This is a genomic window from Asaia sp. W19, assembly GCF_003994335.1.
Lineage (GTDB): Bacteria > Pseudomonadota > Alphaproteobacteria > Acetobacterales > Acetobacteraceae > Asaia.
On record NZ_PNQZ01000019.1, the window covers coordinates 130,520 to 157,495 of the forward strand.

Here is a 26,976-nt window from a genome sequence, read left to right on the forward strand (position 1 = left end):
CATCCCTTCCCCATCAGGGAGATCGGACCGGTGCAGATCCTGGCCATGATCCCCGCGAGGCGCTTGCCCCGGCAACGGATCGGGATCGACCGCCTCCCGCCTGGTTTCGTCAGGGTCGCCGTCTGGCACCCCCTCTCCCATTGCAGTGCGCAGCCTTCTGCGCGCCACGGCGACATAGCGCGTATCGATATCGATCCCGATACCGGTCAGCCCCAGTTCCTGAGCCGCAATGAGCGTGGTGCCGGTGCCCATGAACGGATCGAGAATAACCGAGCGGGCATCATAGCCGTGTAGCGTTGCGCAAGCCGTCGGCAGGGCGACCGGAAATGTCCCAGGGTGGAGGAACTTCTCCTTGCGGTGACGGACCGTTTCATAGGGGATGAACCAGGTATTGCCCCTGCACCGGCGATCGACCGCGTGGCGTCGGCGACTGATATTGCTCTTGTCGGTGAAGGGGACACCCGCCGCGAGACGTTGCAAGGGCACATCACCCCGATGAGTCAGATGAAAGACATGCTCATGGTTATGATTGATGAAACGCGACGAGTTGACGGGCTTGAAATGCCCATAAGTCTTCTCCTCGATCGAGACCGATTTGATCCAGACGATATGATTTTGAAGCACAAAGATATCACGCAGCTGGGTGATCAGTTCGAAGGGTAGCCACGGCTGCGCCGATGACCCGGCGATATTCAGGAAAAACGACCCATCCGGCTTCAGCACGCGCGCAATCTGGGTGCAGATGGTCTGCATCCAGCCGATATAATCCTGCTCCTCCAGCCTGTCCTCGTAGCTTCGATAGGCGACCCCGATATTATAGGGGGGAGAGGTCACGACAATATCGACGGACCCGGTCTCCATACGGCGCATGACATTGAACGCATCGCCCCGGATCAGGGCATGACGACCAATCGCTTCGCGCCGTGCCCTGACTTTTTCCTGCATGATCAGGCGGGCGGGTGCGGTAACAGGACGATCATGCGCCCATGGCTGCGAAGCGAGCCGGCCACCTGCTCGGCCTCCGCCCCCCATCCGGTAAACAGGTCGGCGCGCCCGACGCCCTTGATGTCACTACCGACATCCTGAGCGAAGGTGAGATGGGTCCAGCGCCCCTCACCGCCACTTGCAAGCGGAATACGCGTCTCGAGCCAGAGCGGCACCCCAAGAGGCAGAAGCGAGCGATCCACCGCAACGGAACGTCCGGGGGTCAGCGGGATGCCCATGGCACCCGGAGCGCCACGATCCAGCGGGATCGTGTCCACACGCTTGAAAAACACATAGTCGGGGTTCTGCTCCATCAGGCTACGCGCCTGATCGGGATGGGCAGCAAGCCAGTTCCGCAAAGAGGGCAGTGACACATCCTGCGCGGCCATCTCGCCACGTGAGACCAGAATGCGTCCAATGGGAACATAGGGTGCACCGTTCTTGGCTGCATAGCCGACCCTGCGCACCGACCCGTCGGTCATGACCAGGCGGCCCGAACCCTGTATCTGCAGAAAGAACAGGTCTTCCGGCGAACGTAGCCAGGCGATTTCGAGCCCATGACCGTCAAGCGCGCCGCCATCGATCTCGGCACGCGTGTAATAAGGAACGAATTTTCCGTTATCCCAGCGCCCTGTCACCCAGTCGCCGAGGGTATCCTTCGTTCTGACCAGATCGCCCGGAGCGGCATAGAGTGGCGTCTGGAATGCCCCCTCACGCGTGGCCGAGGCATAGATCTGGGGTTCGTAATACCCGGTGAAGAAGGCATCATTCGAAACGAGATAAGGCGCGAACCATTGCTCGAAATAGCGTCGCGCCTCGTCCGGAGAGCTGGCTACGGATTGGAGCGCTGTACAGGCCCCAGACCAGTCTCCCGCCCTGCTTCCGTTCGGGATAGTGCCCTCAGCGCCCCCCAGATGGGTTTCGGGCGGAAGGCGCATCAGGCGCTGGCACTCGCTCCGTAATTCGGGAAGCAATTGTGCGGGGGTTTCCGCAGACCATCCATCCAGCATCGCGTAACTGACGGGCGTCAGATCGAGCCGGGTTTCCTGCTGCGGCTCCGCGCAGGATGAGAGGAGCGCGAGGCCAAGCCCCAGGGAGATACGAGAAACTATGTTCATGCCAAACCGAGTTCGTCGTGCGCCCCGCAAGACGCGTCAATAAAAGACAGGCCGGAAGGGCGTGAACCGATCCGACGCTCGAAATTCAGGCCGCGCGCGCGGCGGCCAGATGCCAGCTCGAGGGGGGAAGATCGCGACCGCCCTCGCTCTCGAACTGCCAGAGATCGGAAAATTCGGTGACGGATTCCGTGCCGACAAGAGGCTGCCCGCCAGCATCATTCAGAATGCTGATCTGGCGCGAGACGATCTGCACGTCGATACGCGCCTTTTCACGTCCTTCGAAGCGGGTGAAAAACGCATCGACAATCGCAAGGCTGTTGATACCGACAATCTCCGTGCGCTGCTGCTGCTTGGCTTCCTCACGCTCCGTGATCGCGGCTTCGAACCCGGCATAGGCTCCCGGGGTAAGATAGACCTGCAACTTGGCCCGATCACCCATGGCGAAGGCTGTCACCACGTCCCGAAAGGCCTTCTGGGCGTTCTGGAGAAAACTGTCAGGCTTGAAGCCCGGTTGCGCGCCCGCGATTTCCGTCAGGATCTGCCCAACACGGGTTCCCGGCTGCGGGATATCGAGCCTCGCCCCCGGTTCTTCCACAGGCGGGGGAGTAGCAGAATCCTCGCGCCTGTCCTGCCGTAGCGAGACGGGAAGAGGCCCCGCGGACTGGCCGCCAACATCGACACGGCGCCCAAGCACGGCGCGCAACCGCCAGACCAGCACAAGGGTCAGCAGCGCAAAGATAACGATGTCGTACGGTATGTTCGAAAGGACAGACATCACGATTTCAGCTTCTTGCTATTCTTTTCCGGACAGGCACGGTCCCTTGGTAGTGCGGGAAGGAGCGTGGCACAACACCCTTACCCGCCACCCACGCCCGAAACACGGTCACAATCGCGCCTGCCCGCCTAGCTGTTGGCGAGTGCCGGTGATCATGCTACCGCGAAAGAACACAGGATACAGTCACGCCTGGCTGTGTCTTCACGACTCTGAATGCGAGGCTTCATGTCCGATACTGCCCAGAACCCGGCCAACGACCAGGGCAACCCGCCAGCCCTGCCCCTGTCGGTCAATCTGCAATACACGAAGGATCTTTCCTTCGAAGTTCCGGCTGGTGCCGCGATCTTCGCAACGCTGCGCTCTGCACCGCAGATTGCCGTCAATATCGATGTTCAGGCCAATCGCCTGGAAGAGGCACAGCCCGTATTCGAAGTGGCCCTTGCCATTCGCGCCGAAGCCACGGAAGCCCCCGAAACCGAGGGTGGTGCTGCGGGCCGCACGGTGTTCATTGCCGAACTGACCTACGCCGCCATCGTGACCCTGACCGACGCACCTGCCGAGCTGGTCGAGCCGATCCTGCTGGTTGAAGTGCCGCGCCTCATCTTCCCGTATGTTCGCAGCATCATCAGCGATGTAACGCGCGATGGCGGCTTCCCGCCGATCGTTCTGCAGCCCATCGATTTCGTGGCGCTGTGGCAGGCCAAGCGCGCCCAGCAATTCCCGGAAACCGCAGGCAACGCCTGATCCGGATCGTCCGGGAGGCCTGTCCTCCCGGCACACCGCCGATCCCTGACGATCAGGTCCGCGCCAGGAATTCTCCCGCGCAACGGTCCTCCGAAAGCGGCTTTCCCAAAAAAGCCTACGCGCCGATCGACGCATCAGAGCTCGGGGTCGTGCCACCCGAATCCTAGATCCCCCTGGCGGAAAAGCCCGTGTCGATACCTGCAGCCAACACTCGCGAGCCTGGTGTTTTCCGGGCTGGGACCCTGTCCCGTGACACGTTCATCTGATTTGTGAGCCGAACGCCGACACAGGCACATCATTGCGGCACGACGCATCAATGCGCATTTCACGGACACAAGCTCATTTCATTGGGGATATGGCGGAGAGGGTGGGATTCGAACCCACGGTACGCTTGCACGCACGGCGGTTTTCAAGACCGCTGCCTTCAACCACTCGGCCACCTCTCCTGCAGCGCGAAAATCGATGCATCTCGCGACAGGCGCCGCCTCTTTGCCCGGTTTCGGATCATGACGCAAGGGGGGACGGATAAAGCAACGGGAAGCCAGCCTGTCTCTCAGCCGCACCAAGCTGCGGATGTCGTTTTATCCGAGAAGGCGAAAACGGAAAATGATGACCCAGAAGAAGACCAGCAGAAATATTCCCATCAGAATGACGGGCAGGAAAATAGACAAGATGAACCCACGCACAGAATGACGAGGTTCCGGGATCCCCGCGGAACGTTCGATCGCGCTTGCCTCTTCATCCACATGAAACCACGCGTCGTCTTCCTTGGTCATTTCGACTCCCCTGCCTTGATGCCTCCTGTTTTAGCAGGGTGCATCCCGGGATGCCGAGTCAGTTCTGCTTGTGCGGACGGGATGTACAGAGCAAGTCTGCGCGCTGCATGGCGCAACCGATCGACAATCAGGAAGTGACCAGATCGGTGGGCGCTGCCACCTCTTCCAACGGCCAACGCGGTCTTGGTGCCACGGGGATACCATCCGCCAGTTCCACGCCAGCCTCATGATACGCCTTGAGCGTCTCGAGAGCGGCCCAACCCACCATGACTGCATTATCGGTGCACAGGCGCAGCGGAGGCGCAACGAAAGGCACATCAGCCTCATGAGCGATCTGTTCGAGCGAGGCACGGATCATCTGGTTGGCTGCCACCCCCCCTGCCACGACCAGAGACTGCGCCTGAGGCAGCATCGCCATGGCATGACGGACCCGATCCGCGATGACATCGCAGACCGAGCGCTGGAAGCTCGCTGCGATATCGGCAGCCACAGCCCTGGGCAGAGCATCCATGCCGTAAGGCGCAATTTGTCGCGCAACCGCTGTCTTGAGACCCGAGAATGAGAAATCGCATCCTGCCCGCCCCATGAGCGGACGGGGGAGTGCCACGGCATCGCCGCGACCTTCGCGCGCCAGCTTCTCCAGCGCTGGACCACCGGGCCATCCCAGACCGAGCAACTTCGCCACCTTGTCAAAGGCCTCGCCCGCCGCATCGTCAATGGTGCCCCCCAGCTTCTGGTAGGCGCCGACGCCGTGCACCGCCACGCACTGGCAATGACCGCCCGAGACGAGAAGCAAAAGATACGGAAATTTAATTTCGCCAGTGCCGATACCCGGCAGCCGCGCGGTTAGTGCATGGGCCTCGATATGATTGACCGCGATGAAGGGCCGATCCAGCGCCACGGCCAGACCCTTTGCGTAATTGCTCCCGACGATCAGTCCACCGATCAGGCCGGGGCCGGTGCAGGCCGCAAAGGCACCGATATCACCCAGCGAAAGCGCTGCTTTCGCAAGCGTTTCAGTCAAAATGGTCGGAAGCAGGCCCAAATGGGCTCTCGCTGCGATTTCGGGGACCACCCCACCGAGAGCGGCGTGGTCCGCCTGGGTATGAACGGTCTCTGCCAGGACCTCGCCCTCGGGGGTCAGAATGGCGCAGGCCGTCTCGTCACAGCTTGATTCAATGGCCAGGATGGGGGCCGAGAGGGGAAAATTAGCCATCGCCTCTGATAACGCGATGCAACGCCAGAGGCGAGCCGTCTCTTTTCACAGCCAGCACGAAGGAGTAGCTAGAGCGGCCATGAAACAGACGACGATGCCCGACGCACCCATGTTACAAAGCCTGCAATTGCAGCAGGTCGCCGCCGAAGCCATGCGTCGTCAGGCGTCACCTCATCCGCCCTCCTCCCGGCACTCTCTGCCGTTGCGCGTCGGCACACGTGGCTCACCGCTGGCCTTGGTGCAGACGCGTGCCTTTCTGACGCGCCTCACCCGGTTCTGCCCGGTCCTGCGCGATATGGGCGCGTTTCAGGAACACCCCATCAATACGACAGGGGATCAGGTCCAGTCGCGCCGCCTGGCCGAAATCGGTGGCAAAGGTCTGTTTGCCAAGGAAATTCACGAATCCCTCCTGGCCCGGCAGATCGATTTTGCGGTTCATAGCCTGAAGGATCTGGAGACGGTGCTGCCGCCGGGACTCACCCTGGCCTGTACGCTCAAGCGCGAGGATGCGCGCGATGTGCTCATCCTCAGCCCCGCGCTGCGTGAAAAGGCGAAAGCTCTCGTCGCCGCCGGGCATTCGCCGCTGGACGCTTTGCCCTTCGGCGCGACCATCGGCTGCGCCTCTGTGCGGCGTCAGGCCCAGTTGCTGCATCGTCGCCCCGATCTGCGCTTCGGACTGCTGCGCGGCAACGTGCAGACACGGCTCGACAAGCTGGCGGGCGGTGCCTGCGATGCGACTTTGCTGGCGCTTGCCGGGTTGCGCCGTCTGGGCATGGAAGATCGTGCCGATCTCATTCTCGATCCCGAACTCATGACACCAGCGGCCGGTCAGGGCATTGTGGGAGTGACGGTGCGCGAGGAGGATCGTGAGTTGCTCGATCTGCTCTCGGCCATCGAAGATCCGGAAGCCCGCGCTGTCGCGACTGCCGAACGCGCTCTGCTTGAGGTCCTCGATGGCTCGTGCCGCACCCCGATCGGCGGTTATGCCAGGCTGCGCGCCAAGGCCCAGCCATCCGGGCGCGGCCATTTCAGCGATCGCGAGCTGGTTCTGACCGGGCTCGTCGCGCGAGAAGACGGCTCCTTCCACCTCAGGCGCGAGATTTGCGGCGAGCCGACAGAGGCGCTGCGTCTTGGCCGCGAACTCGGTCTTTCGCTGCGCGCGGACTCTCCTGCCGATATCTTCGAGGATCATGGCTGACGCCGCAAAACGCAGCGTCCTCGTCACACGGCCCGAGCCGGGGCTGAGCGATACCTGTCATGCGCTCGAGCGCCTGGGCTGGACGCCCTGCGTCGCTCCGATGCTGCGTATCATCCCGCTCCCGCTCCGTGCGACCGGGACGTTTGACCGCGTCGTGATCACCAGCGCCCAGAGCCTCGACGCCCTGCGCGCCTCGGTTCCACTCGATATCCCCCTTACGGCGGTCGGCGCAAAAACGGCAGAGCGCGCCCGGACTCTGGGTTTCGTGCAGGTCGATCATGCCTCAGGTACGGCAGAGTCCCTGATCCCTCATCTCGGCCGTGCGGACAAGGCGCAGCCCTCCCATGAGCGGTCCCTGCTTCTGGCAACCGGACGAAACCTCGGAGCGGATCTGGCCACGCAACTCCGCGCCGGAGGGTGGCGCGTGCAGAGACGCGTCGTTTATCGCACAGAGCCTGAGGCCGCTCTAACGGCGCATGCCCGAGCGCTGCTTCACGAGGAACGCGTTGCCGCCATCCTCTTTTATTCCGCTGTCACAGCCGCCGCGTTTCTGGACGCTCTGGGGTCAGACCGGGCCTTCCTGCGCTCGGTCAGGGCGCTCGCCTTGTCCAGCCGCATCGCATCGGTGCTGCATCAGGCACCGTTCGGCGAAATTGCCATTGCATCCCAACCGGACCAGAATAGCCTTTTGCGGCTGCTCGGCCCGCTTCCCCTTCACGGACATACTCAGGATTGGAGGCCAGACACGCCTTGAACTATCGTCACGCCTATCATGCCGGCAATTTTGCTGACATGATGAAGCACGGGTTGCTCCTGGTCATCTTGCGCCATCTGCTGCGCAAGCCCGCCGGGTTTTGCGTGCTCGATACCCATTCAGGATGCGGGATCTATGATCTGAGTGCCACCGAGGCCGAAAAGACGGGCGAATGGCGCGAGGGGATCGGTCGGTTCGAAAGCCTCCCCGATGGCCCTGAGGAATTGGTCGATTACCTGCGCTGTATGACCGGGCTCGGCGTACCAAAGCTCTATCCGGGTTCGCCAAGCCTGATTGCCTCGGTTCTGAGGCCGCAGGACCGTCTCATCTGCTGCGAGTTGCACCCCGAGGACGCACGGACCCTGCGACGAAATTTCCGCTTCAACCCTCAGGTCGCCGTCCATGAGCGCGATGGGTATACCGCGCTGAAGGCGTTTCTGCCTCCACGCGACCTCAAGCGTGGCCTGGTGCTGATAGATCCACCTTTTGAGCAAGGCGATGAGTTCGATCGTCTGGCCGAAGCCATTGTTCGCTCGCGGCGGTTGTTTCCCATGGGCATCGTTGCAGCATGGTATCCGATCAAGCATCGCACCCCAGTGCGGCGTTTTCACGACACCCTGCGCGATGCCGGGGTGAAGGATCTGCTCGATTGCAGCCTGCTGCTGCGGACGCCTACAGATCCGACCCGCCTCAATGGCTGCGGCCTGCTCGTGGCCGCTCCGCCTTATCGCTTCGACGAGCAGGCGCGCGCTCTTCTCGAGGCAATTCTGCCAGTTCTCGCCCCCGATGGCGCGGGCAGCGTGGAAATCACACGGATCGCCGAAGAATGACCAGAAGCCCTCCTCATATTGCCGTCATCGGCGCAGGCGCCTGGGGGATCGCCCTCGCGTGCACAAGCGCAAGAGCCGGTGCGCGTGTAACCCTGTGGTCTCGCTCTCCTGTCCCTGAATCCTGTCGCAATCTGCCACGCCTGCCAGCCATCACCCTGCCCGATGCGGTCAGCGTCACCTCCGACTTTTTTCATGAGGCTGATCTGACGCTGCTGGTCGTGCCTATGCAGACCCTACGTGATATCTCCCCCCGCCTCCCGGGTACGTCTCCCCTCATCGCGTGCTGCAAGGGCCTCGAACTGGGAACAGGCGCACTCCCTCTCGACATCCTCGCCCAGACCCAGCCCGGACGCCCGCATGCTGTTCTCTCAGGGCCGAATTTCGCGATCGAGGTCGCGCGCGGTGCGCCTGCGGCGGCTACGATCGCTGCCGCTTCGCTTGGGGCCTCCCGCCATTACGTGGCCACCCTCTCCTCCCCGGCTTTCCGCCTCTATGCGAGTGACGATCCGATTGGCGTCCAGATTGCCGGTGCCGCAAAGAACGTGGTCGCCATCGGCGCCGGTATCGCGATTGGCGCCGGGCTTGGCGAAAATGCCCGCGCAGCCCTGATTACACGGGCGATCGTCGAGATCGGTCGCCTGGCCGAGGCGCTTGGGGGCCGCGCCTCCACGATTGCCGGACTCAGCGGACTGGGAGACCTGATCCTGACCTGCACCGGCGCTGGCTCGCGCAATTACAGCCTTGGGCTCGAACTGGGTCAGGGCATGCGGCTTGCCGATATCCTGCGCACGCGCAGCACAGTGGCTGAGGGCGTCTCTACTGCGCCCTCCCTGGCTGCGACAGCGCAGAAGCTCGGTATCGCCATGCCTATCGTCGAGACAGTGGCCGCGTTTCTCGATGACCGGATCGATCTGGCTCAGGCACGACGCCTGTTGCTCGAACGCCCGATCACCGTCGAATGACACTCCCATGCGGCACAGAAAGCGGAAAAGGATAATAAGAAATGTGGATGCGCAACGAAGCCATGCGCCGCTTTGTCAGCCGGAACCGTTTCGTACGGTTTTTGACCTTTGGCCTGCACAGCGCGATGCAGATGAAGCTGCTCGGGGGGCACAAACACCCGGTCACGTTGCGACGCCTGGACAAGGCGCGCAAGGGCACTGATTCCCTGCTCAGCAGTGACGAGGCCTTCGTCCTGCACGAACTCGCCCATGCGCAATCTGTCTATGAGGGCGATCTAGCCGAGTTCGGGGTGTATCGCGGGGCCTCGGCGGAGCTGCTCTGCATGGTCAAGGGTCACCGCATGCTTCACCTTTTCGACACGTTCGAAGGGTTGCCTGCACCCAAGGGAAAAGAGGGCAAGGTATTTGCGAGAGGTGAGTTCTGCGGCACGCTTGAGAGTGTGCAGCGCAAGCTGGCGGGCTATGAGAACGTCGCATTCCATCCCGGATTCTTTCCGGATTCCGCCCGGGACCTTGGCGAAGAGCGCTACAGCTTCGTGCATCTTGATGTCGATCTCTATGAGGCGACACTGGCCGGGCTGGAATATTTCTACCCGCGCATGATCCCTGGCGGGATCATCCTTACTCATGACTATTCGATCATCGACGGCGTATCCCAGGCCTTCGCCGAGTTTCTCGCCGACAAACCCGAGCACGTGATCGAACTCCCCACGACCCAGGCCATGATCATTCGCAGCGCCCAGCCGCGCTAGGCTGCCCCGGCCTTCATCAGCGCGGGATTTCCGCGCCGGTTTACCCTGATTGGTTTGCTAGGAGCGGAACGGCGCGGGAAACACCGCGCCGACCGACCGTGCATGCGGGGTCACGAGGACCATACGCGGCAACGCGTGCTCCGCGCGATCTATCGCGTATTATCGCGATTTCTGCGTCCTATCCGTTCGCGAAAACCCTTGAACCGCGCAAGAATGACCTCGCCTTGCCGATCAAAACAGGCCCATGCCATGAGCGGGGTCCAAAGCACCACCTCCCAGCAAAAGACCAGATTGATCAGCGCGATCGTTCTCATGTGAGGATGTCGACGCAGAGTCGCGACCAATGTGGGCAGAAATACCCAGAGAACACCAAACATTCCCCAGAGTGCGAAAGCGATCGGGGACTGGGGATGCCACATACGGACCCAGAATGGCTGCAACATGATGGCCCTCCTTTTCGTATTGGTTACGAAATGAGTAGCCGGTTCTCTTTCCCGCCCGCAAGAGCTTCGTGTCCGCCCGACAGGAAAGCCTCCGGGTTGCCACAGCCTTCATCGCCTCATCAGGCGTGAGAGACCGTGCATTCCGAAAAGACGCGGCCTCCGCACTCGGGCTCAGTCACGAGTCTTGCGCTCGCGTCGAGGCCGCCGCAGAAGGCGGGACCAGAAGTAGGGCGCACGCCCGTCATGCCCGAAATAGGACAGACGTGCCTCATGGAGATGCACCCTGCCAAAAGCCTCGGCACGTATCAGCAGCAGCATGATCGCGGCGCCCGCAAAGGGACCGATGAGATAGACCCAGAAATCCTGCCAGATACCGGAAAAGAGCGCAGGTCCCACGCTGCGCGCCAGATTCGTGCTATCTCCCGAAAGCCAGGCCTCGAACGGATTGAGCACAAAAAACACCGGCCCTGATGCCCAGGCGGCAAAAGGGCGGAGCGCGGGACGCGCACCGCAAAGCAGCACAACAGCCACGAGAATGGCAGTCGTGTTGATCTCCCCGATCATCGCCCACCAGGGGGGAACGAAAGGCGATGGCGCTGTCGCCGCGAAATGGTCCGCCGCGCACCATCGCCCCCATAAGGGCCATATGAGAGCGCTCGCGGCGACCAGCCCGGTGCCGAGAACGGCTCCGGAAATCTGCGAGAGCATGTAAAAGACGGTGTCTGTCACGGTCAGGCGCTTGCCCAGACAAAAGGCAAGACTAATGGACGGACTGAGATGCGCGCCGCTGACGCGCCCGAAGGGAGAAAGGGCCGCGAGAGTCGAACTCAGACCGAATACGAGGCCTTCAAGCGCGCTCAGCAGATTCGGCCAGTCGGCAAGCGCGCGATGAACGGGGCTAAGGGGCGCACCCAACGCGACGTTCGAACTCACTCCAAAAGCCATGAGCAGCGCCGTGGCCCAAAATTCGCAGACATAGAGTCGGGGATGCAATTCCCGCCCGGGAGCGGGCTTGCCGAGTAAGGGCCGATCATGAGGATGGGGATAGAGGGCTCTCAGATCCGATCCTACGGTGGCATTTCCCGCCATGGGCTGCGTCTTTCTCCAGTTCTGTCCCGCCCCGCGAGCACTTCAAGCTCAAAGGGCGTGGTGCAGTAACTGACTTCCGCAAGCTCAGGCCGCAATAAAAAGCCCCGTGATGGCCGCACTCATCAAATTCGAGAGGGTCCCCGCAATGACGCAGCGCGACGCAATCACGGCGATCTCGGCACGGCGTTCGGGTGCCACGCTACCGAACCCCCCGATCAGAATGCCAACGCTCGAAAAATTCGAGAAACCGCAGAGCGCAACGGACACGATAGCGAGGTCATGGCCTGACACTGTGTGATCGTGAATCAGGGGGGACAGGCCAACATAGGCCACGAATTCGTTGAAGGCGATTTTTTCACCCAGAAATCCCCCGATCAACAAGGCGTTGGACCAAGGGATGCCGATGAGCCAGGCCAGTGGCGCCATGACCACACCCAGAATGGAGGAAAGGCTGAGCCCAGGCATCGAGAGCCATCCCCCAAGGCCGTGCAGAACGCCATCGATCAGCGCCGTAATTCCGACGAACGCGACAAGCACCGCGCCTACGGCGAAGGCTACACGCGCGCCACTCATCGCACCCTCGGCCAAGGCGTCGAAAATTCCGGTCGTCTCGAGAACGGCTCTGGGCATGGGCGCGTGACCAGCCTGAGCGTCTTCGGGGGTCGGCCAGAGCAGCTTGGCGAATAACAGCCCGCCCGGGATCGCCATGAACGAAGCCGCGAGCAGATAGTGCATGGGCACGCCAAGGCCTGCGTACCCTGCGAGCACCGAACCCGACACCGAGGCTGTTCCGGAACTCATGATCGTGAAAAGCTCCGCGCGGCGCAGCGTGCCGACATAGGGGCGCAGCACCACCGGCATCTCGCTCTGGCCCAGAAAGACGGTCATCACGGCGGAGAAGGATTCGATCGGTGTGGTTCTGAGCAGACGCCGCAGCCCTTGCCCGATCACCCGGGCCAGAGCCTGCATGATCCCCCAATGATAGAGCAGAGCGATCAGCGCCGAGACATAGACTATCGCGGGCAAAACCTGAAAGGCGAAGACAAAACTGTCCTGTCCGAAAACGGACTCCATCTTCGGGCTGGCAAGACCGCCAAACAGGAAATGCGTACCTACCTGACCGTAAGACAGAACCGCCCCCACCCCATCGGCCAGGGCGCCAAACACGCGCCGCCCCCAGGGTACGAAAAGCGCCAGAGCCCCGATGGCACATTGCAACGCGAGTGCCACGGCAACCTGTCTGTAATCGATCGCCCTGCGATTGCTCGACAACAGGACCCCGAGGGCAAGGAGCACCGCAATACCGATCAAACCGCGCAGCGACATCTATGCGCCAACTCCTCTTGCACCAGGCGCCCGAACAGCTCCGGGGACAATGGAGGCGGTTCGATAGAACAATACGTTCGCGCAAGGAAGGGGCAACTGTGTCGGCATGCTTGCGCTCTGTCCAGCCCGAAGCCACATAATAGGCAAGCCTCACCTGCAGAATGCGACGGACTCCCTGATGACCTCCAGTTTCTACGATCTCCAGATCCCCGCCCTCTGCGGCTCTCCCATCTCCATGGCCGATTTCGAGGGCAAGGTCGTGCTGATTGCCAACACCGCATCACAATGCGGCTTTACCCCGCAATATGAGGGGCTGCAGCATCTGTGGAGCCATTATGGCAAGAGCGGGCTTGTCGTGCTCGGCGTGCCAAGCAACGATTTCGGTCAGCAGGAGCCCGGCACCGCCATCGAAATCCAGACCACCTGTTCACGCAATTACGGCGTGAGTTTTCCCATGGCGGCCAAATCTACGGTCAAGGGAAAGGAGGCGACCCCGCTCTTCCGCTGGCTGGCCGAACAGGGAGGCTTCCTCTCCCTGCCGCGCTGGAACTTCTACAAATATGTCGTGTCGCGTGAGGGCAAGCTGCTCAAGTGGTTTACCCCGCTTGCTGCGCCGGATTCCGGACGCCTCAAATCCAGCGTCATGCGCGCGGTGATGGATCGCTGATCATCTGGCGAATGACGCCAGAATTTCTCCAGCTTCGCTACACGCCTGGTCATGCCATCTGGTTGCCCGAACAGCGCTGAAACAGCTCGGGCTGGACGTCGTGACAGGCTTTTTTACCCCTGACGCTCCAGGGCGAGCTTGAGCCCGAAAGCCATGAACACTCCGCCCGTCGCCCGATCCAGAGAGCGAACGACCCGAGGGCGTGACAGAAAGGCCCCGAGCGGCGCCGTCATGAGAATGAGGAGGGAAAACCAGCTCAGGGTCAGGAGCACCTGTATGAGTGCCAGCAGGAGCGAAAACCGCACAACATTGACATCATGGGGAATAAACTGGGGCAAGAAGGTGATGAAAAAGATACCGACCTTGGGATTCAGGAGATTGGTCAGAAGCCCCTGCCGGAAACTGTGCCAGCCACTCATTCTCGCGGGGCGAACGGCGCCATTCTCTAGACGCGCCGTGCGGCTTTGAAACAGCAGCTTCATCCCCATTACGAAGAGATAGCAGGCCCCCGCCCATTTCACGATGGTGAACCCCAGCGCGGATGCCGCCAGGAGGGCTGTCAGACCGAATGCCGCGCCGCCGCCCCAGATGAAAAGCCCGATCGTTATCCCGAGTGCCGCACAGAACCCCGCGCGCATACCTGACACGGTCGCGGTTCTGAGCACGAAAGCCGTGTCGAGACCGGGAACGAGAGTAAACACACCCGCAGCGAGAACGAAGCTCGTCAGAGACAGCAATATGGGGCTCATGGATGCGCAGGCTCCTCGCGATCATTTCAGGGGGCTGGGCTCTCCTTAAAAGCGCCAGTCTGACCCGGCAAGCAGCGATACACCAAGACATGGCTGCCCTGCTCCCTGCGCAGATAGAGGGATTGCCTCAGTGTTGCCATCACTGCCCCGCCATTGTCTGACCGCCCCATGGCGCTCCGTCAGGGTTGCGTCTAAAGAGGCACCCTGTTTTGTTCGATACGCGACTGGAAGCCAGGAATGCTCCGTAACCTGATCACCGTTGGTGGTTGGACCATGCTGTCCCGAGTTCTTGGCCTCGTGCGTGACCAGCTTCTTGCCGCCTTCCTCGGGGCCGGGCCGGTGCAGGACGCGTATCAGATCGCCTTCCGTCTTCCGAACATGTTTCGCCGTCTGTTTGGCGAAGGCGCCTTCAACGCGGCTTTCGTCCCGCTCTTCACCGAACGTCTCACCACCCACGGCAAGGAAGATGCCACGCGTTTTGCATCGCAGGCCCTGAGCTGCCTGAGCGCATGGCTGCTCGCCCTCACGATATTGGGCGAGGTATTCATGCCGTGGATCATCGAGATCATCGCGCCCGGATTCAATCATGCGGGCGGGCGTTTCGAGATGGCGGTCCGGCTGACGCGCATCACCTTTCCCTATCTGATCCTGATCTGCACGGCGGCCCTCGTGGCCGGAGTTCTGAACGGGCTTCATCGCTTCTCCATGGCGGCGGGGGCCTATGTCTCGTTTAATATCGTCGGGATCATCGCCATTCTGCTTGGCGCGCTCGTCTTCGAGGACACGGCGAGCTGGACCGCGTACGGCATCACCTTTTCCGGTTTCGTCCAGCTTGGCCTGTTGCTCTGGTCAGTACGACGGGCTGGCGTCAGACTCTCTTTTCCTCGCCCGAGACTGACGGTCGAGATGCGCGCCATGCTGCGCCGCCTGTGGCCTGGCCTGATGGGGTCCGGAGCGACACAGCTCAATCTCACGGTGGATACGCTCATCTCGACCCTGCTGCCGGCGGGATCGATCTCCTGGCTCTATTTTGCGGACCGGGTCAATCAGTTGCCGCTTGGCGTTCTGGGCGCGGCAGCCGGGACGACCCTGCTCCCCGTACTCACCCGTCATGCTGCCGAGAAAGACGTGTCGGGCGGCCAGCAGACCCTGAACCGCGCGATCGACTATGCGGCGATCCTGACCTTCCCTGCCTGTCTGGGGCTTCTGGCCCTGGCGCCGGAAATCATGGCGACATTGTTCGGCTATGGACGCTTCACCACCGAGGACGCGCTTTCCTCGGCCCAGTCGCTGCGAGCCTATGCGCTCGGCCTGCCTGCCTTCATTCTGATCAAGGTGCTTTCACCCGGCTTCTTCGCCCATGGTGATACCCGAACGCCGGTACGTATCGGCTTTCTGACCCTCGCCCTGAATTTGGCGCTCAACCTGCTGTTGTACAAGCCGCTCGCTCATGTCGGCCCGCCTCTGGCAAGTACGATCGCAGCCATCGTCAATCTGGGTTTCCTCGCGGTCATCCTGCATCGACGCGCCGTTTTTCGCCCCGATGCGGCGCTGATCAGACGCATGCTGCGTATCCTCATGGCTTCGGTGGTCATGGCGGTGCTGACGCTCATCCTTGCGCGCGTGATCGCACCTGGCCTGGTCATGTGGCACGGACTGATGCGCGCGATGATGCTGGGCCTGCTGATAGGGATAGCCGGAATCATTTACCTGGCGCTGCTCTGGGCCTGCGGTATCGCCAAGCCCGATCGCCTGCTGAGGAGACTAACGCGGCGCGGACGCACGGCCTGAGCGTGCCCGATAGAAGACACCACCCCGCCTGGATATGAAGTCCCTCATGAACCGGTGGAGCCGATTGAGGGGCAAGGTTTTCTGACCCCACCGACAAGCGTTGCGAAATTATCATCCCCCGGGACCCATTGCCCAGGGACGCTTAACTTACTGTTCACAGGACAGGTTTTGACCGGTAAAGCTCGGCTCATGCGTCGAGTAATTTCCTCATGACCAGCCCGTCGATCACGGGGACAATCCCCTCATCCGAGGGCGCTACCCCCGCCATGGCCCAGTGGTTTGCGCTCAAGGCCCAGGAACCCGATGCGCTGCTTTTTTTCCGCATGGGAGATTTCTACGAGCTCTTTTTCGCCGATGCTGAAACAGCCGCGATGGCGCTCGATATCAGCCTCACGACACGTGGAAAGCACAATGAAGAGCCTATTCCGATGTGCGGTGTGCCGGTCGCGGCGGCCCCAGCCTATCTCGCGCGGCTGATTCGCCGTGGTTTCCGGGTGGCTGTGGCAGAGCAGACCGAGCAGGCACGCAAGCCAGGGGAGCCCGCCCAGAAGGGGCCGCTATCCCGTGCGATCGTAAGGCTCGTCACGGCAGGCACCCTGACCGAGGAAGAATTGCTCGAAGCCGGTCGGCAAAACCTGCTTCTCGCGCTCGTCACACCGGCCCGCAAAACCCGCGCGGCCAGCGAATGCGGCGCGGCATGGATTGATATCTCCACTGGCTCGTTTGAAACGGCGGCCCTGTCTCATGACCAGATTGAGGAATTGCTGGCGCGTCTCGACCCCTCCGAGATCCTGGCGGACCCTGCCCATGTACCGGACCCGTTCTCGGTCCGGGTCGCACCCAATGTGGTGCTGCCTGCCCTGGAGCCCGCCCGCTCACGCATGGCGCAGGAATTCGGCGTCGCCCAGATCGCGATCCTCGGCGATTTCACCGATGGAGAAATCCGTGCTGCGGCGCTTGCGCTCGACTACGTGCGGCGCAGCCAGGCAGGCGCCATGCCGCGTATCGCCCGCCCCCTGCGACGGGGTGAGAGCGAGACACTCGGGCTCGATCCCGCCACGCGGGCCAGCCTGGACCTCGTTTCGGCGCGGGATGGCACGACCACCCACACGCTTTTCGCGGCCGTTGATCGCTGCGCCAGCGCGGCAGGACAGAGAGCGCTCGCACAATGGATTGCGGCTCCGTCCACCGATCTCGGCCTGATCCAGTCTAGACAGCAGGGCTGGCAATGGCTGATTGCACAATCCGGACTGATCGACACCCTCACTCCGATCCTTCGGCGTGCGCCTGATCTCGCACGGGCTCTCGGACGCCTGTCGACGGGGCGTGGCCTGCCGCGCGACCTTGCCGCGACACGCGACACACTCCGGGCAGCGGATGCGCTATGCAGCGTGCTTGAGCCGCTCTGCAACGCGACGACGCCACCGATAGTCAGGCAGCTCTTTGCCGGTCTTTACGGACGGGCTGACTCCCTGCTGGAAACCCTAGAGAAAGCCCTTGCCGAGACCCTTCCGGCACGTATCGAAGATGGAGGCGCCATCGCCACCGGCTATGACGCCGATCTTGATCGGTATCGCGGGTTGCGCGATGATAGCAAGCGCACCCTCGCCGCACTGCAACAGCGCTATGCAGAGCAGTTCAATGTGGCCACGCTCAAGATCCGCCACCACGCGCAACTTGGCTATATCATCGAGACCTCGGCGCTTCATGCTGCGAAGCTCCGCGAGCGACCCGAACTTTCCTTTCGTCAGGGCACCGCCAATCTGGTGCGGTTCACGACAGACGAACTCCTCGAGCTTGACCGCGCCATTCTGGAGGCCGCAGACCGCGCGAGCGCGACCGAGCGGCAGATCTTTGCGCGACTGGTGGCCGAAACGATCAGTCATCCTGCCTTGCCGGAACTGGCCGAGCTCTTCGCTCTGGCCGATGTGCTCGCCAGCGCCGCCCGACTGGCTCAGGGGGGCACCTGGTGCAGCCCCGAGATGACGCAGGATCAGGCTTTCGAGCTCAAGGCGTGTCGCCACCCTGTCGTCGAGGCCGCTCTGGGCAAGGCCACACGTTTCATTCCCAATGATTGCCACTTGCCGCCCGAACAGCGCGTGATGCTGCTGACCGGGCCGAACATGGCAGGTAAATCGACATTCCTCAGGCAGACAGCCCTCGCCGTCATTCTGGCTCAGGCTGGTCTGCCCGTCCCGGCAGCGAAGGCGCGCATCGGGATCGTCGATCGCCTGTTCTCCCGCGTGGGCGCCGCGGATGATCTGGCGCGTGGGCGTTCTACCTTCATGGTGGAGATGACCGAAACCGCCGCGATCCTCCGTCAGGCAGGGCCGCGTTCCCTGGTCGTCGTGGATGAGATCGGTCGTGGCACCTCGACGCTCGATGGACTCGCCATCGCCTGGGCCACGCTGGAAGCCCTTCACTCCCAACTCGGTTCACGCACGATCTTCGCAACACATTTCCATGAGCTTTGCGGGCTTTCGGACTCGATGCCACGCCTGACACCGTTCACGATGGCGGTAAAGGAATGGAAGGGCGACGTTATTTTCCAGCACGAGGTGCGCCGGGGTGCTGCGCGCAAGAGCTGGGGCGTGCATGTCGCTCAACTTGCCGGCGTTCCCATGCCTGTGGTGCAGCGCGCGACACGATTGCTCGCCGCACTCGAGCGGGATCAGAGCCGGGGCGGTCCGCAATTACCCCTTTTTGACGCTTCCGAACCCGCGCCTGCTCCCGTCGACAGGCTGCGCGATGCGCTCGAAGCGATCGATCCTGACGCGCTCTCTCCCAAGGCTGCGCTCGAGACGCTCTATGCCCTGCGTAAACTTGCGCTTGAAACAAAGAACGATTTGACCTGAAGATAGAAACTTCAGGTCTTTTGCAACGCCCCCAAACCGACGGATCTTAATGCGCGAACCGATCTCCCTCAAAGAAACCGACATGCGAGCCGCCCTCGCCGCCGCGCTTGACCGTGTGCGGCAGCCGGATGGCTCCGTCTCGCGCGAGGACGCCGTCAGCATTTTCCGCCGTCATATCGGCCGGCATCATGGCGAGATACGTCGCCTGTTCGAAGGGCGTCAGCTCAAGGGCATCGCCGCCGCCACAACTCTGGCGCAGCTGATGGATGGCGCCATATCCAGCCTGTACGAATTGGCGCGCGCAGCGACGGGCGCCTCCAGCGATGGCCTCAGCCTCTGCGCGACCGGGGGGTATGGCGCGGGATTACTGGCGCCCTATAGCGATATCGACCTTCTGTTCCTGACGAACACGACTGCGGCGCCCGAGACGACCGCGCAGGTCGAGTACATGCTCTATTTTCTGTGGGATCTGGGCGTGCGCGTGGGCCACGCCACCCGCTCCATTGACGGATGCCTCGAAGCCGCAGCCGAGGATCTCACCATACGCACGACCCTGCTGGATGCCCGGCGTATTGTGGGGACGGAAGCCCTTTTTGGCGTGTTTCTGACGCGCCTGGGCAAGACGGGAGAGACGGCGCTCTCTTTCGTCCACGAGAAGATCGACGAACGCGAGAAACGCCATAAACGCTTTGGCGATAATCCCTACATGGTGGAGCCCAACATCAAGGAGGGCCGCGGCGGACTGCGTGATCTGCAGACCCTGAACTGGATGACGCATGTGCTGCATGACCGGGACGGGATCGAGCCGACGACACGTCTTGCCCCGGGCGAACCGGCCTTCACCACGCTTGGTCTTCTCACCGACCAGGAGGCCAATCGCGCACGACGTGCCTGGAACTTTCTCTGGACCATTCGGCTCCACCTGCACTACATCGCCGGTCGCGCCGATGAACGTCTGGCCTTTGATGTCCAGCCAGTCATCGGTGGACGCATGGGTTATGCGGGGCACGGACGACAACAGGGCGTCGAGCGCTTCATGCGCCATTATTTCCTCACAACCCGTGAGGTCATGCGCCTGAGCCGGATCCTTGAGCCGAGCATCATGCAGCGCCTTCAAGGTCCGTTACGCGAAGCGCCTTTCATCAGCGCCTTCCTCTCACCCGATCAGGCCCGACATTTCCGCCTGATCAATGACCAGCTTGCCCCGGCCGACACGACCTCCTTCGACGCCACGCCGCAATTGATGGTCACCATGCTCGATGCCGCGCGCCATGACAGGCTGGCCCTGCATCCAACGGCCATTCAGCAACTGATCCGCAACGAGCGCCGCATCGCCTCGCTGCGCGATGACCCCTATACGATGCGGGTTTTTCTCTCGCTGCTGATGCAGCCGACGGAAATGAATCGCGAACACGCCCGCCCGAGCGGTGCGGACTGGCTCACGATCCTGAATGATACGGGATTTCTCGGCGCCTTGCTGCCGGACTGGTCTCGTATCGTAGGGCAGATGCAGTTCGACACCTATCATATCTACACAGTGGACGAGCATAATATCGAGGCCGTCCGAATGCTCGGCTGGATCGAGGCGGGTGCCATGGCGGACGAGATTCCGCTGGTTTACGACCTGGCCCGTGACATGCAATCACGTCGCGCTATGTATGTGGCGACGCTGCTGCACGATATCGCCAAAGGACGCGGTGGCGATCACTCCGTCCTCGGAGCGGAGGTCGCCCAGCAGGTGTGCCCGCAGCTCGGTCTGGACGCTGAGGAAACAGAAACCGTTTCCTGGCTCATCCTGCATCATCTGCTCCTCAGCCAGACCGCCTTTCGGCGTGATATCGATGACCCCAGGACCATCCTGGATCTGGCGGATATCATCCAGTCGCCAGAGCGCCTGCGCCTGCTTCTGCTTCTGACCATTGCCGATATGCGGGCCGTGAGCCCGAATGTCTGGAATGCCTGGAAAGCCACCCTTCTGCGCGAACTCTATATGCGTGTGGCGGAAGTGCTTGAGGGGGGTCTGGCAGCGACTGAACGTGACGAGCGCGTCAGCCACGCCAAGGAACTGGTGCGCGACGGGCTGATGCAGCAGAAACTCGCGCCCGAGCAGGTCGATCACTTCCTGACACTTGGCTATGCGGGCTACTGGCTGGGCTTTGATGCGGACACCCATATCCGCCATGCCCGTCTCGTCCTGGATTCCGAAATTCACTCCGCGCCGCTGACTATCGAAGCCACGCCCATTCCCCAACGGGACGTAACCGAGATCACCATCTTCAGCGCTGACCATGCCGGCCTCTTCTCGCAGATTGCTGGCGGGCTCGCTGTGGCCGGAGCATCCATCGTCGATGCACGCATCCACACGCTCAGTGATGGCATGGCGCTCGATACATTCTGGGTGCAGGACCAGAATGGCCGCGCCTTCGAGACACCCCTGCAACTCGCCCGGTTGAACGCGTTGATCGAACAGGCCCTGTCGAGCCGCCTCGCGATTGGCTCCGAGCTCGAGCGTATGGCCGATCAACGCTCTGCGCGGCGCATGCGCGCGATCCATGTGCCTCCGCGCGTGGTGATCGATAACCGTGCCTCGGAGCGCCACACGATCATCGAGATCAATGGTCGTGACCGGCCCGGCCTGCTTTATGACATCACCCGCACGATCAGCGAGCAGTCGCTTCAGATCTCCTCGGCGCATATCACGACCTATGGAATGCGTGCGGTAGACGTCTTCTATGTGCGCGACGGAGCCGGGACGAAAATCACCTCCGAAACCCGCATGGCCGATATACGCAAGGCTCTGCTCGATACGCTGAGCAACGACGCGACAAGCGCTGCCTCAGACCCCGTCGTAGCCGCCTGATCTCTCCCGCAGGGCCTGCGCCACTCTCTCGATGACGGGAGGCCAGGCCTCATCGGGGGGCAGGCCGCCCTCGGGCCGGAAGATGCGCAGCCCCGTGTACCAGTCCGGCCCCTTCCAGCGCCAGTCTCCGCCCTCACGGTCGAGCAGCCATAGCGGTCGGCCCATTGCACCCGTAAGATGGGCCATCATGGTATCAACCCCAATCACCATTTCGCACCGCGCAAGCGCGCGTGCGGTGTCAACCAGGGTGTGCCCGATGCCCTGCTCCACCCCGGGCTCCAGTAGCGCGGCATCTTGCTCCTGTTGCAGATTGACGAAGGTCACGCCTTGCACCGCCAGGATAGGCGCAAAGTACGCACGAGGCAGGGACCGTCTCGCATCGAAGCGATAGGTCGGGTTCCCCGCGTTGAAAATTCCGATCCGCCCTTTCTCAGGGGAAAGGCCGAAATCGAGATAGGGGCTGGCATCGACCGTCGTGACACCGAGCCGTGCCGGCAGGCTGAGCAGGGAGCAGCGCTTGGTGGCCTCACCCGAGAGCACGACACGTCCCGAGCGCAGCAAAGGCTGCAATTCCGGCATGAAGGCGAGCAGCGGGTCAAGCACCTCTGGCAATCTCAGCAGGAGTGGGGCGCGCAGCGCCGCATCAGGCACGAAGCGCAGGAACTGCAGGCAATCTCCGAGCCCCTGCTCCCCTTCGATAAGGACGCGCCCTTCGGTTCGCTCCCCGTCCCAGGGCGGCAGGACCGTGCTCTCGATCAGGCTCTGGCGTGACTCGAAATTCGACCACCCCTGTGCGAATTCCCCCCTCCCGAGCTGAATCATCCCGAGATTGAAGCGCGCCTGCGCGGACCAGGCGCCTCCATCCGCGATCATGTCACGAAAGAAGGTCTCAGCCTCTTTTTCCCGATCGGTCTCGGCCAGCAACGTTGCGCGGTTGCACGCCAGAACACAATCATCGGGGAAAAGGGCCAGTGCGGCATCAAATGCCTCTTCGGCCGGTATACTGTAACCCAGAGCCTGATAAACCAGCCCGAGATTGTTTAAGGTCTGGGCGCTGGGCGGCGCGAGGGCTACGGCTTTACGCAGGGCAGCAAGCGCCTCCTCCATCGCTCCGTTTTCGAAGCAGGCCGCCCCCAGATTGGCATGGGCTGCCGCCTCCTGCGGACATAACGCAACGAGACGCCTGAAACACGCCATGGCGGCGGCGAAACGGCGCTGCTCCATCAAAAAAGCGCCGTGACGCGTCAGGAGAGGTACGGGATCAGCAGCCAGTGACAGGGCCATCGAAAAGGCAGAAGCCGCCGCCTCGTTCTGTTCACTGCGATACAGAAGCTCGGACATCAGCGCGTGTGCTCTGAAATCCCTCGGTTCCATAAGGGTCGCCACGCGACAGGCGGACACGGCCTCGCGCAAATGCCCCGCTTCATCCAGCGACGCAGCAAGGGTGAGGTGGAACCGGGCGCGCTCGACGTTATCCTGGGTCAGGGTCAGTGCATGAGCTACCGAAGCAATGGCGAGGCGGGGCTGACCCGTATGGCGGGCCACGCAGGCGAGCCCATGCCAAGCCTCTGCGCAATCGGGTGCTTCGGCAAGGATGGCGCGAAACAACGCCTCAGCCTTGATGGAATCTCCCCCGGCAAGACTGGCGAGGGCAGTATCGAGGCGCGAGCGATAGGCATTCATGCGTTTAATCATGAGCCCTGCCGTCGCGGGTTACAAGAATGCGGGATCATGACAAAGGCGCACAGCGCTGCCCTTTGATGACCCCTGCACCGCGACCCATTCGAGAAATCTCGTCCCGAAAACGGCAGATCGCGCAAGATCTAGAGCGTAAGGCCAAATCGGGGGCCGATGAGTGTGATCACGGTATAGAGCGCAATGGTCAGCAGACATCCTGCACCCAGAGATAGCCAGAACCCCACGCCCTGGCGCAACAGTGCCGGGATCAGCAGGAACATGGGCAAGGATGGCAGTACGTACCAGAAGGTGGCACTTGCGTGAGCGGCCATGTTCTTCGTGTCGGGCTTGTCATGCCAGAGCAGGATCATGCCCAGGACGGAAATAAGCGGAAGCGAGGCGATCAGGGCACCGAAACCCGGATAGCGCCGCGCCACTGTTGCGGTCAGGGCAATCAACACGCCCGAAAGGGCCGATCTGGTGAGAAGTGCAAGCATAGGGCAGCTCGCCTTTCCATTTCATGATGCCCGGTGCTGACATGCCATGGGATTCCTGGCACCGGGGAATACTCTCAGGGCGCTGTACCGCTGCAGGAAGGGGCCCACCGAAAACACTGATAGAGTTACTGCGCAATCTTGCACGGGATTTGAATGGGCTTACAAGGAGGCATGGTCGCTTTTCTCTCCGCCTTGCCCAAAGCCTTTCGCTGCCCCCGCCTCGCTGGCCCAGCGCATGTCAGGTCGGACGACCCTGCGCAGCATCTGTCGAGACAGAACCGGCGCCCTGAAGGCGCGTGGGGTTCACCCCGCACCAGCGCAGCGACTACACTGATGCGGTCCGGCCTTGGTTTCAGCGCGTTGCTTCTGCTCAGCACCACGGCGCGGGCCTCTCACGAGCGCCCCTGGCTGGCTGATACACACCCTGCCCGGATAGCGCAGGTCACAGCGCTTCCTGGCAAGGCGAACTGGCGCCAGGCCCTGCCTTTCACCGATGGCAGCGTGATTGTGCTGCGCGAACCAGACCCTGCAGAGAGCGGTTCGTTTCTTGCGCGCCTTTCTCCCGGTGCAGCCGCAGCGGCGGCGTTCATACCCGACTGGGGAACAGCGCCTTCAGGGAGCCGTGGCGCGGACAGATTTGCTCCCTCCGCCCTTGCTCACGACGAGAAAGGCGGGTTGTGGCTTATCGACGGGAGTGGGACCGGAGCGCCCCCGCGTCTCATGCGGCTCGACCCGGTGCGCGGTACGATACTTGCCGAGTTTCCCCTTCCACCGGAAGGCGTGACACCAGCCAGCCGTTTCACCGCCCTCGCCGTCCATGGAGAGATGGCCTATCTGGCGGATGAGGGCGGGGCGTGCCTTACCGTGATCGATATGCATGGCCGCCAGGCGACGCGTTTTTTTTCGGGCTACCCGACCTCGCGGGGGCATAGGCCTCTGGTGGTTAACCGGCAAACGGTCAAGGGCGCGGACGGACTCCCCCTCACCCGTGATCTCTCATGGCTGGCTTTGGAGAATAATGGCCTTTGGCTCTATGAGCAGGCGCCCACGGGACCCATCTATCGGCTTTCCACTTCCTTGCTGACAGACCCCTCGACGACGCCCTCCGAACTGATGGAGGGCGTAACCGAATGGCGTGGCACCCCCACTATCAGTGGCATGACGATTGATGACAAATCGACGCTCTATCTGACGGATATCAGCGAAGGGCGTCTCCTCAGTTTCGATACCGGCCGTCACCCCCATGTCCTTCTGGTCGCCCCGCAACTAGTCCATGCCGGAACCCCCGGCTGGGTTGGCGACGGACCTTCCGGCTCATCGTCCGACAAGATCACTCACGCTGGACTGATCTATGTCCCGGCAGGTCATGTGTTGTTGCGCATTGCCCTTCCCTGAAAGACGGGCCATGTCTTTACAGCTCCTGTTCACTCTTTCTCGTGACGTTCAACCCTGAAGGCCATCATGCAGTACCGTTCCACACGCGGCGATGCCCGCCCGCGCTCCTTTTCAGACATTCTGCTCGCCGGTCTGGCAGAGGATGGTGGGCTGTACATGCCAGAGAGCTGGCCGCAATTCACGGCCGATGAGTGGCGGGAAATGCGGACCCTCTCCTACCCGGATCTGGCCGCAAAGATCCTGTCGGTATTTGCGGCAGGCAGTATTGACCTGCCAACGCTGCAAAAACTGTGCGCCAAAGCCTATGCCGGGTTTTCGCACGCCGCCATCGCTCCGCTGGTGGAGGTCGAGAACGGGCTCTTCTCGATGGAGCTTTTCCATGGTCCCACCCTGGCCTTCAAGGACATGGCCATGCAGCTGCTCGGCCAGCTCTTCGAGCATGTGCTGACCGAGCGCAACCAGCGCGTGACGATTGTGGGAGCAACCTCGGGTGATACGGGTTCCGCCGCCATCGAGGCCTTCCGGGGCAGTCCGCATCTGTCCGTGGCGATCCTGCACCCCATGGGACGCACCTCGGATGTGCAGCGTCGCCAGATGACCACGGTGAAGGAGGATAACATCCTCAACATCGCCGTCGAGGGCACGTTCGATGACTGTCAGGATCTGGTCAAGGCGATGTTCGCCGATACGGGTTTCCGCAACGAAATCAATCTCTCGGCGGTCAACTCGATCAACTGGGCCCGTATCGCGGCCCAGATCCCGTATTATGTGCGGGCGGCGTTGATGATGGGCGCCCCGGATCGCGAGATTTCCTTCGCTGTGCCGACCGGCAATTTCGGCAATGTTCTGGCAGCCTGGGCGGCCAGCAAGATGGGCCTGCCGGTCCGACGTCTGTGCATTGGCTCGAACCGCAATGACATCCTCACACGCTTCCTGACCAGCAACGACATGAGCATGCGTGCTGTCGAGCCCAGCCTGTCGCCGTCAATGGATATCCAAGTGTCCTCCAATTTCGAGCGGCTGTTGTTCGAGTTGCTCGATCGTGACCCGCAAGCCTGTCGCGACACCATGCTTGGCTTCCGCCAGACAGGGCGCATGAGCGTCGATCCTGACAGATGGACACAGGCCAGATCACGCTTTGGAGCGCTCATGCTGGATGACGAGGCGACCCTGGCCGAAATGAAGGCACTTTGGGACAAGTCACTCTATCTGGCGGACCCCCATAGCGCGATCGGGCTGGCCGCCGGACGACAGGAACAGGAAGCGGGCATTCCCATGATCGTCGCGGCCACCGCGCACCCGGCCAAATTCCCGGATGCCGTGCGCAAGGCGACCGGGATCGACCCCGCTTTGCCCCCGCATCTCGCCGATCTTTTCGAGCGTGAGGAGCGTTACGAGACGCTGCCCAACGAACTCACGATCATCGAGGATGCCGTCCGCCGTCATCTCAAAGGCGCGCATCAGCACGGCTGAAATCGGCCCAGCACACAGGGGGGCTAGGATTTTGCCCCTCGTGAC

At 62.1% G+C, this 26,976-nt stretch carries 22 protein-coding genes, 1 tRNA gene and 1 pseudogene; 12 read left to right on the forward strand and 12 right to left on the reverse strand.

Features of this window, described 5'->3' with window-relative positions; all coding sequences use genetic code 11:
* Positions 1–138: 138 nt before the first annotated feature.
* The 3 genes and pseudogenes from C0V97_RS04835 to C0V97_RS04845 all read right to left on the reverse strand — a co-directional run.
* Positions 139–945: pseudogene (locus tag C0V97_RS04835) on the reverse strand (DNA-methyltransferase); the annotation flags it as partial.
* A gap of 2 nt (positions 946–947) precedes the next feature.
* Positions 948–2,102 (reverse strand): murein transglycosylase A, encoded by a 1,155-nt coding sequence (locus C0V97_RS04840; protein ID WP_127101236.1) that lies wholly within the window; start codon positions 2,100–2,102, stop codon positions 948–950.
* Between the two features lie 85 nt (positions 2,103–2,187).
* Complete coding sequence (locus C0V97_RS04845; RefSeq protein WP_127101516.1) at positions 2,188–2,877, reverse strand: Tim44/TimA family putative adaptor protein; 690 nt, start codon at positions 2,875–2,877, stop codon at positions 2,188–2,190.
* 225 nt (positions 2,878–3,102) lie between these two features.
* Between C0V97_RS04845 and secB the strand changes: the two genes are divergently transcribed.
* The gene (gene secB / locus C0V97_RS04850) at positions 3,103–3,621 is read left to right on the forward strand and encodes a protein-export chaperone SecB (RefSeq protein WP_127101238.1); all 519 of its coding nucleotides are present in this window, start codon (positions 3,103–3,105) and stop codon (positions 3,619–3,621) included.
* Positions 3,622–3,977: 356 nt separating this feature from the next.
* On the opposite strand, the gene C0V97_RS04855 is transcribed toward secB, so the two are convergent.
* The 3 genes from C0V97_RS04855 to tsaD all read right to left on the reverse strand — a co-directional run bounded on the left by C0V97_RS04855 (position 3,978) and on the right by tsaD (position 5,613).
* Positions 3,978–4,067: transfer RNA gene (locus tag C0V97_RS04855), tRNA-Ser, on the reverse strand.
* Between the two features lie 135 nt (positions 4,068–4,202).
* On the reverse strand, positions 4,203–4,397 hold the full coding sequence (locus C0V97_RS04860) for a hypothetical protein (RefSeq protein WP_127101240.1): 195 nt from the start codon (positions 4,395–4,397) through the stop codon (positions 4,203–4,205).
* 127 nt (positions 4,398–4,524) lie between these two features.
* Positions 4,525–5,613: a tRNA (adenosine(37)-N6)-threonylcarbamoyltransferase complex transferase subunit TsaD gene (gene tsaD / locus C0V97_RS04865; RefSeq protein ID WP_127101242.1), complete on the reverse strand. Its 1,089-nt coding sequence runs from the start codon at positions 5,611–5,613 to the stop codon at positions 4,525–4,527.
* Between the two features lie 79 nt (positions 5,614–5,692).
* Here tsaD and hemC point away from each other — a divergent pair, with 79 nt between their 5' ends.
* Genes hemC through C0V97_RS04890 form a run of 5 tightly spaced genes read left to right on the forward strand, consistent with a single transcriptional unit; the run spans position 5,693 to position 10,109 of the window.
* Positions 5,693–6,811, forward strand: a complete 1,119-nt coding sequence (gene hemC / locus C0V97_RS04870) for a hydroxymethylbilane synthase (RefSeq protein WP_233581975.1) — start codon at positions 5,693–5,695, stop codon at positions 6,809–6,811.
* Complete coding sequence (locus C0V97_RS04875; RefSeq protein ID WP_127101244.1) at positions 6,804–7,565, forward strand: uroporphyrinogen-III synthase; 762 nt, start codon at positions 6,804–6,806, stop codon at positions 7,563–7,565. The genes hemC and C0V97_RS04875 overlap by 8 nt, the downstream gene beginning before the upstream one ends.
* Positions 7,562–8,395, forward strand: a complete 834-nt coding sequence (locus tag C0V97_RS04880) for a 23S rRNA (adenine(2030)-N(6))-methyltransferase RlmJ (RefSeq protein WP_127101246.1) — start codon at positions 7,562–7,564, stop codon at positions 8,393–8,395. The genes C0V97_RS04875 and C0V97_RS04880 overlap by 4 nt, the downstream gene beginning before the upstream one ends.
* On the forward strand, positions 8,392–9,357 hold the full coding sequence (locus C0V97_RS04885; RefSeq protein ID WP_127101248.1) for an NAD(P)H-dependent glycerol-3-phosphate dehydrogenase: 966 nt from the start codon (positions 8,392–8,394) through the stop codon (positions 9,355–9,357). The genes C0V97_RS04880 and C0V97_RS04885 overlap by 4 nt, the downstream gene beginning before the upstream one ends.
* A 41-nt stretch (positions 9,358–9,398) precedes the next feature.
* The gene (locus C0V97_RS04890) at positions 9,399–10,109 is read left to right on the forward strand and encodes a TylF/MycF/NovP-related O-methyltransferase (RefSeq protein ID WP_127101250.1); all 711 of its coding nucleotides are present in this window, start codon (positions 9,399–9,401) and stop codon (positions 10,107–10,109) included.
* A 149-nt stretch (positions 10,110–10,258) separates the two neighbouring features.
* Here the strand turns inward: C0V97_RS04890 and C0V97_RS04895 are convergent, their stop codons facing one another.
* The 3 genes from C0V97_RS04895 to C0V97_RS04905 all read right to left on the reverse strand — a co-directional run bounded on the left by C0V97_RS04895 (position 10,259) and on the right by C0V97_RS04905 (position 12,967).
* Positions 10,259–10,552 carry a superinfection immunity protein gene (locus C0V97_RS04895; protein ID WP_199751640.1) on the reverse strand — a complete coding sequence of 98 codons (294 nt, stop codon included), beginning with the start codon at positions 10,550–10,552 and terminating at the stop codon, positions 10,259–10,261.
* A gap of 171 nt (positions 10,553–10,723) precedes the next feature.
* Positions 10,724–11,641 (reverse strand): MIP/aquaporin family protein, encoded by a 918-nt coding sequence (locus tag C0V97_RS04900; RefSeq protein WP_127101252.1) that lies wholly within the window; start codon positions 11,639–11,641, stop codon positions 10,724–10,726.
* Positions 11,642–11,725: 84 nt separating this feature from the next.
* Positions 11,726–12,967 (reverse strand): NupC/NupG family nucleoside CNT transporter, encoded by a 1,242-nt coding sequence (locus C0V97_RS04905; protein WP_127101254.1) that lies wholly within the window; start codon positions 12,965–12,967, stop codon positions 11,726–11,728.
* A 178-nt stretch (positions 12,968–13,145) separates the two neighbouring features.
* Here C0V97_RS04905 and C0V97_RS04910 point away from each other — a divergent pair, with 178 nt between their 5' ends.
* On the forward strand, positions 13,146–13,634 hold the full coding sequence (locus C0V97_RS04910; protein ID WP_127101256.1) for a glutathione peroxidase: 489 nt from the start codon (positions 13,146–13,148) through the stop codon (positions 13,632–13,634).
* Between the two features lie 113 nt (positions 13,635–13,747).
* On the opposite strand, the gene C0V97_RS04915 is transcribed toward C0V97_RS04910, so the two are convergent.
* Positions 13,748–14,383, reverse strand: a complete 636-nt coding sequence (locus C0V97_RS04915; RefSeq protein ID WP_127101258.1) for a LysE family translocator — start codon at positions 14,381–14,383, stop codon at positions 13,748–13,750.
* Between the two features lie 237 nt (positions 14,384–14,620).
* Between C0V97_RS04915 and murJ the strand changes: the two genes are divergently transcribed.
* The 3 genes from murJ to C0V97_RS04930 all read left to right on the forward strand — a co-directional run bounded on the left by murJ (position 14,621) and on the right by C0V97_RS04930 (position 21,889).
* Positions 14,621–16,174: a murein biosynthesis integral membrane protein MurJ gene (murJ, locus tag C0V97_RS04920; protein ID WP_127101260.1), complete on the forward strand. Its 1,554-nt coding sequence runs from the start codon at positions 14,621–14,623 to the stop codon at positions 16,172–16,174.
* Between the two features lie 209 nt (positions 16,175–16,383).
* The gene (gene mutS, locus C0V97_RS04925; protein ID WP_233581976.1) at positions 16,384–19,029 is read left to right on the forward strand and encodes a DNA mismatch repair protein MutS; all 2,646 of its coding nucleotides are present in this window, start codon (positions 16,384–16,386) and stop codon (positions 19,027–19,029) included.
* Between the two features lie 49 nt (positions 19,030–19,078).
* The gene (locus tag C0V97_RS04930) at positions 19,079–21,889 is read left to right on the forward strand and encodes a [protein-PII] uridylyltransferase (protein WP_127101263.1); all 2,811 of its coding nucleotides are present in this window, start codon (positions 19,079–19,081) and stop codon (positions 21,887–21,889) included.
* Here the strand turns inward: C0V97_RS04930 and C0V97_RS04935 are convergent.
* Both C0V97_RS04935 and C0V97_RS04940 read right to left on the reverse strand, forming a co-directional pair.
* On the reverse strand, positions 21,866–23,572 hold the full coding sequence (locus C0V97_RS04935) for a tetratricopeptide repeat protein (RefSeq protein ID WP_158625342.1): 1,707 nt from the start codon (positions 23,570–23,572) through the stop codon (positions 21,866–21,868). The two genes, C0V97_RS04930 and C0V97_RS04935, sit on opposite strands and share 24 nt — an antisense overlap.
* Positions 23,573–23,712: 140 nt before the next feature.
* Positions 23,713–24,063 carry a DUF3147 family protein gene (locus tag C0V97_RS04940; protein ID WP_127101267.1) on the reverse strand — a complete coding sequence of 117 codons (351 nt, stop codon included), beginning with the start codon at positions 24,061–24,063 and terminating at the stop codon, positions 23,713–23,715.
* A 171-nt stretch (positions 24,064–24,234) separates the two neighbouring features.
* On the opposite strand from C0V97_RS04940, the gene C0V97_RS04945 reads away from it, so the two are divergent.
* Together C0V97_RS04945 and thrC are read left to right on the forward strand one after the other, a co-directional pair.
* Complete coding sequence (locus C0V97_RS04945) at positions 24,235–25,458, forward strand: L-dopachrome tautomerase-related protein (protein ID WP_158625343.1); 1,224 nt, start codon at positions 24,235–24,237, stop codon at positions 25,456–25,458.
* A 66-nt stretch (positions 25,459–25,524) separates the two neighbouring features.
* The gene (thrC, locus tag C0V97_RS04950; protein ID WP_127101271.1) at positions 25,525–26,931 is read left to right on the forward strand and encodes a threonine synthase; all 1,407 of its coding nucleotides are present in this window, start codon (positions 25,525–25,527) and stop codon (positions 26,929–26,931) included.
* Positions 26,932–26,976: the final 45 nt, after the last annotated feature.

Bases quoted from the DNA above. Each gene is read 5' to 3' on its own strand.
- C0V97_RS04840 (WP_127101236.1), bottom strand. From the start codon at position 2,102: ATGAACATAGTTTCTCGTATCTCCCTGGGGCTTGGCCTCGCGCTCCTC.
- C0V97_RS04845 (WP_127101516.1), bottom strand. From the start codon at position 2,877: ATGTCTGTCCTTTCGAACATACCGTACGACATCGTTATCTTTGCGCTG.
- secB (WP_127101238.1), top strand. From the start codon at position 3,103: ATGTCCGATACTGCCCAGAACCCGGCCAACGACCAGGGCAACCCGCCA.
- C0V97_RS04860 (WP_127101240.1), bottom strand. From the start codon at position 4,397: ATGACCAAGGAAGACGACGCGTGGTTTCATGTGGATGAAGAGGCAAGC.
- tsaD (WP_127101242.1), bottom strand. From the start codon at position 5,613: ATGGCTAATTTTCCCCTCTCGGCCCCCATCCTGGCCATTGAATCAAGC.
- hemC (WP_233581975.1), top strand. From the start codon at position 5,693: ATGAAACAGACGACGATGCCCGACGCACCCATGTTACAAAGCCTGCAA.
- C0V97_RS04875 (WP_127101244.1), top strand. From the start codon at position 6,804: ATGGCTGACGCCGCAAAACGCAGCGTCCTCGTCACACGGCCCGAGCCG.
- C0V97_RS04885 (WP_127101248.1), top strand. From the start codon at position 8,392: ATGACCAGAAGCCCTCCTCATATTGCCGTCATCGGCGCAGGCGCCTGG.
- C0V97_RS04890 (WP_127101250.1), top strand. From the start codon at position 9,399: ATGTGGATGCGCAACGAAGCCATGCGCCGCTTTGTCAGCCGGAACCGT.
- C0V97_RS04895 (WP_199751640.1), bottom strand. From the start codon at position 10,552: ATGTTGCAGCCATTCTGGGTCCGTATGTGGCATCCCCAGTCCCCGATC.
- C0V97_RS04900 (WP_127101252.1), bottom strand. From the start codon at position 11,641: ATGGCGGGAAATGCCACCGTAGGATCGGATCTGAGAGCCCTCTATCCC.
- C0V97_RS04905 (WP_127101254.1), bottom strand. From the start codon at position 12,967: ATGTCGCTGCGCGGTTTGATCGGTATTGCGGTGCTCCTTGCCCTCGGG.
- C0V97_RS04910 (WP_127101256.1), top strand. From the start codon at position 13,146: ATGACCTCCAGTTTCTACGATCTCCAGATCCCCGCCCTCTGCGGCTCT.
- C0V97_RS04915 (WP_127101258.1), bottom strand. From the start codon at position 14,383: ATGAGCCCCATATTGCTGTCTCTGACGAGCTTCGTTCTCGCTGCGGGT.
- murJ (WP_127101260.1), top strand. From the start codon at position 14,621: ATGCTCCGTAACCTGATCACCGTTGGTGGTTGGACCATGCTGTCCCGA.
- mutS (WP_233581976.1), top strand. From the start codon at position 16,384: ATGACCAGCCCGTCGATCACGGGGACAATCCCCTCATCCGAGGGCGCT.
- C0V97_RS04930 (WP_127101263.1), top strand. From the start codon at position 19,079: ATGCGCGAACCGATCTCCCTCAAAGAAACCGACATGCGAGCCGCCCTC.
- C0V97_RS04935 (WP_158625342.1), bottom strand. From the start codon at position 23,572: ATGAATGCCTATCGCTCGCGCCTCGATACTGCCCTCGCCAGTCTTGCC.
- C0V97_RS04940 (WP_127101267.1), bottom strand. From the start codon at position 24,063: ATGCTTGCACTTCTCACCAGATCGGCCCTTTCGGGCGTGTTGATTGCC.
- C0V97_RS04945 (WP_158625343.1), top strand. From the start codon at position 24,235: ATGGTCGCTTTTCTCTCCGCCTTGCCCAAAGCCTTTCGCTGCCCCCGC.
- thrC (WP_127101271.1), top strand. From the start codon at position 25,525: ATGCAGTACCGTTCCACACGCGGCGATGCCCGCCCGCGCTCCTTTTCA.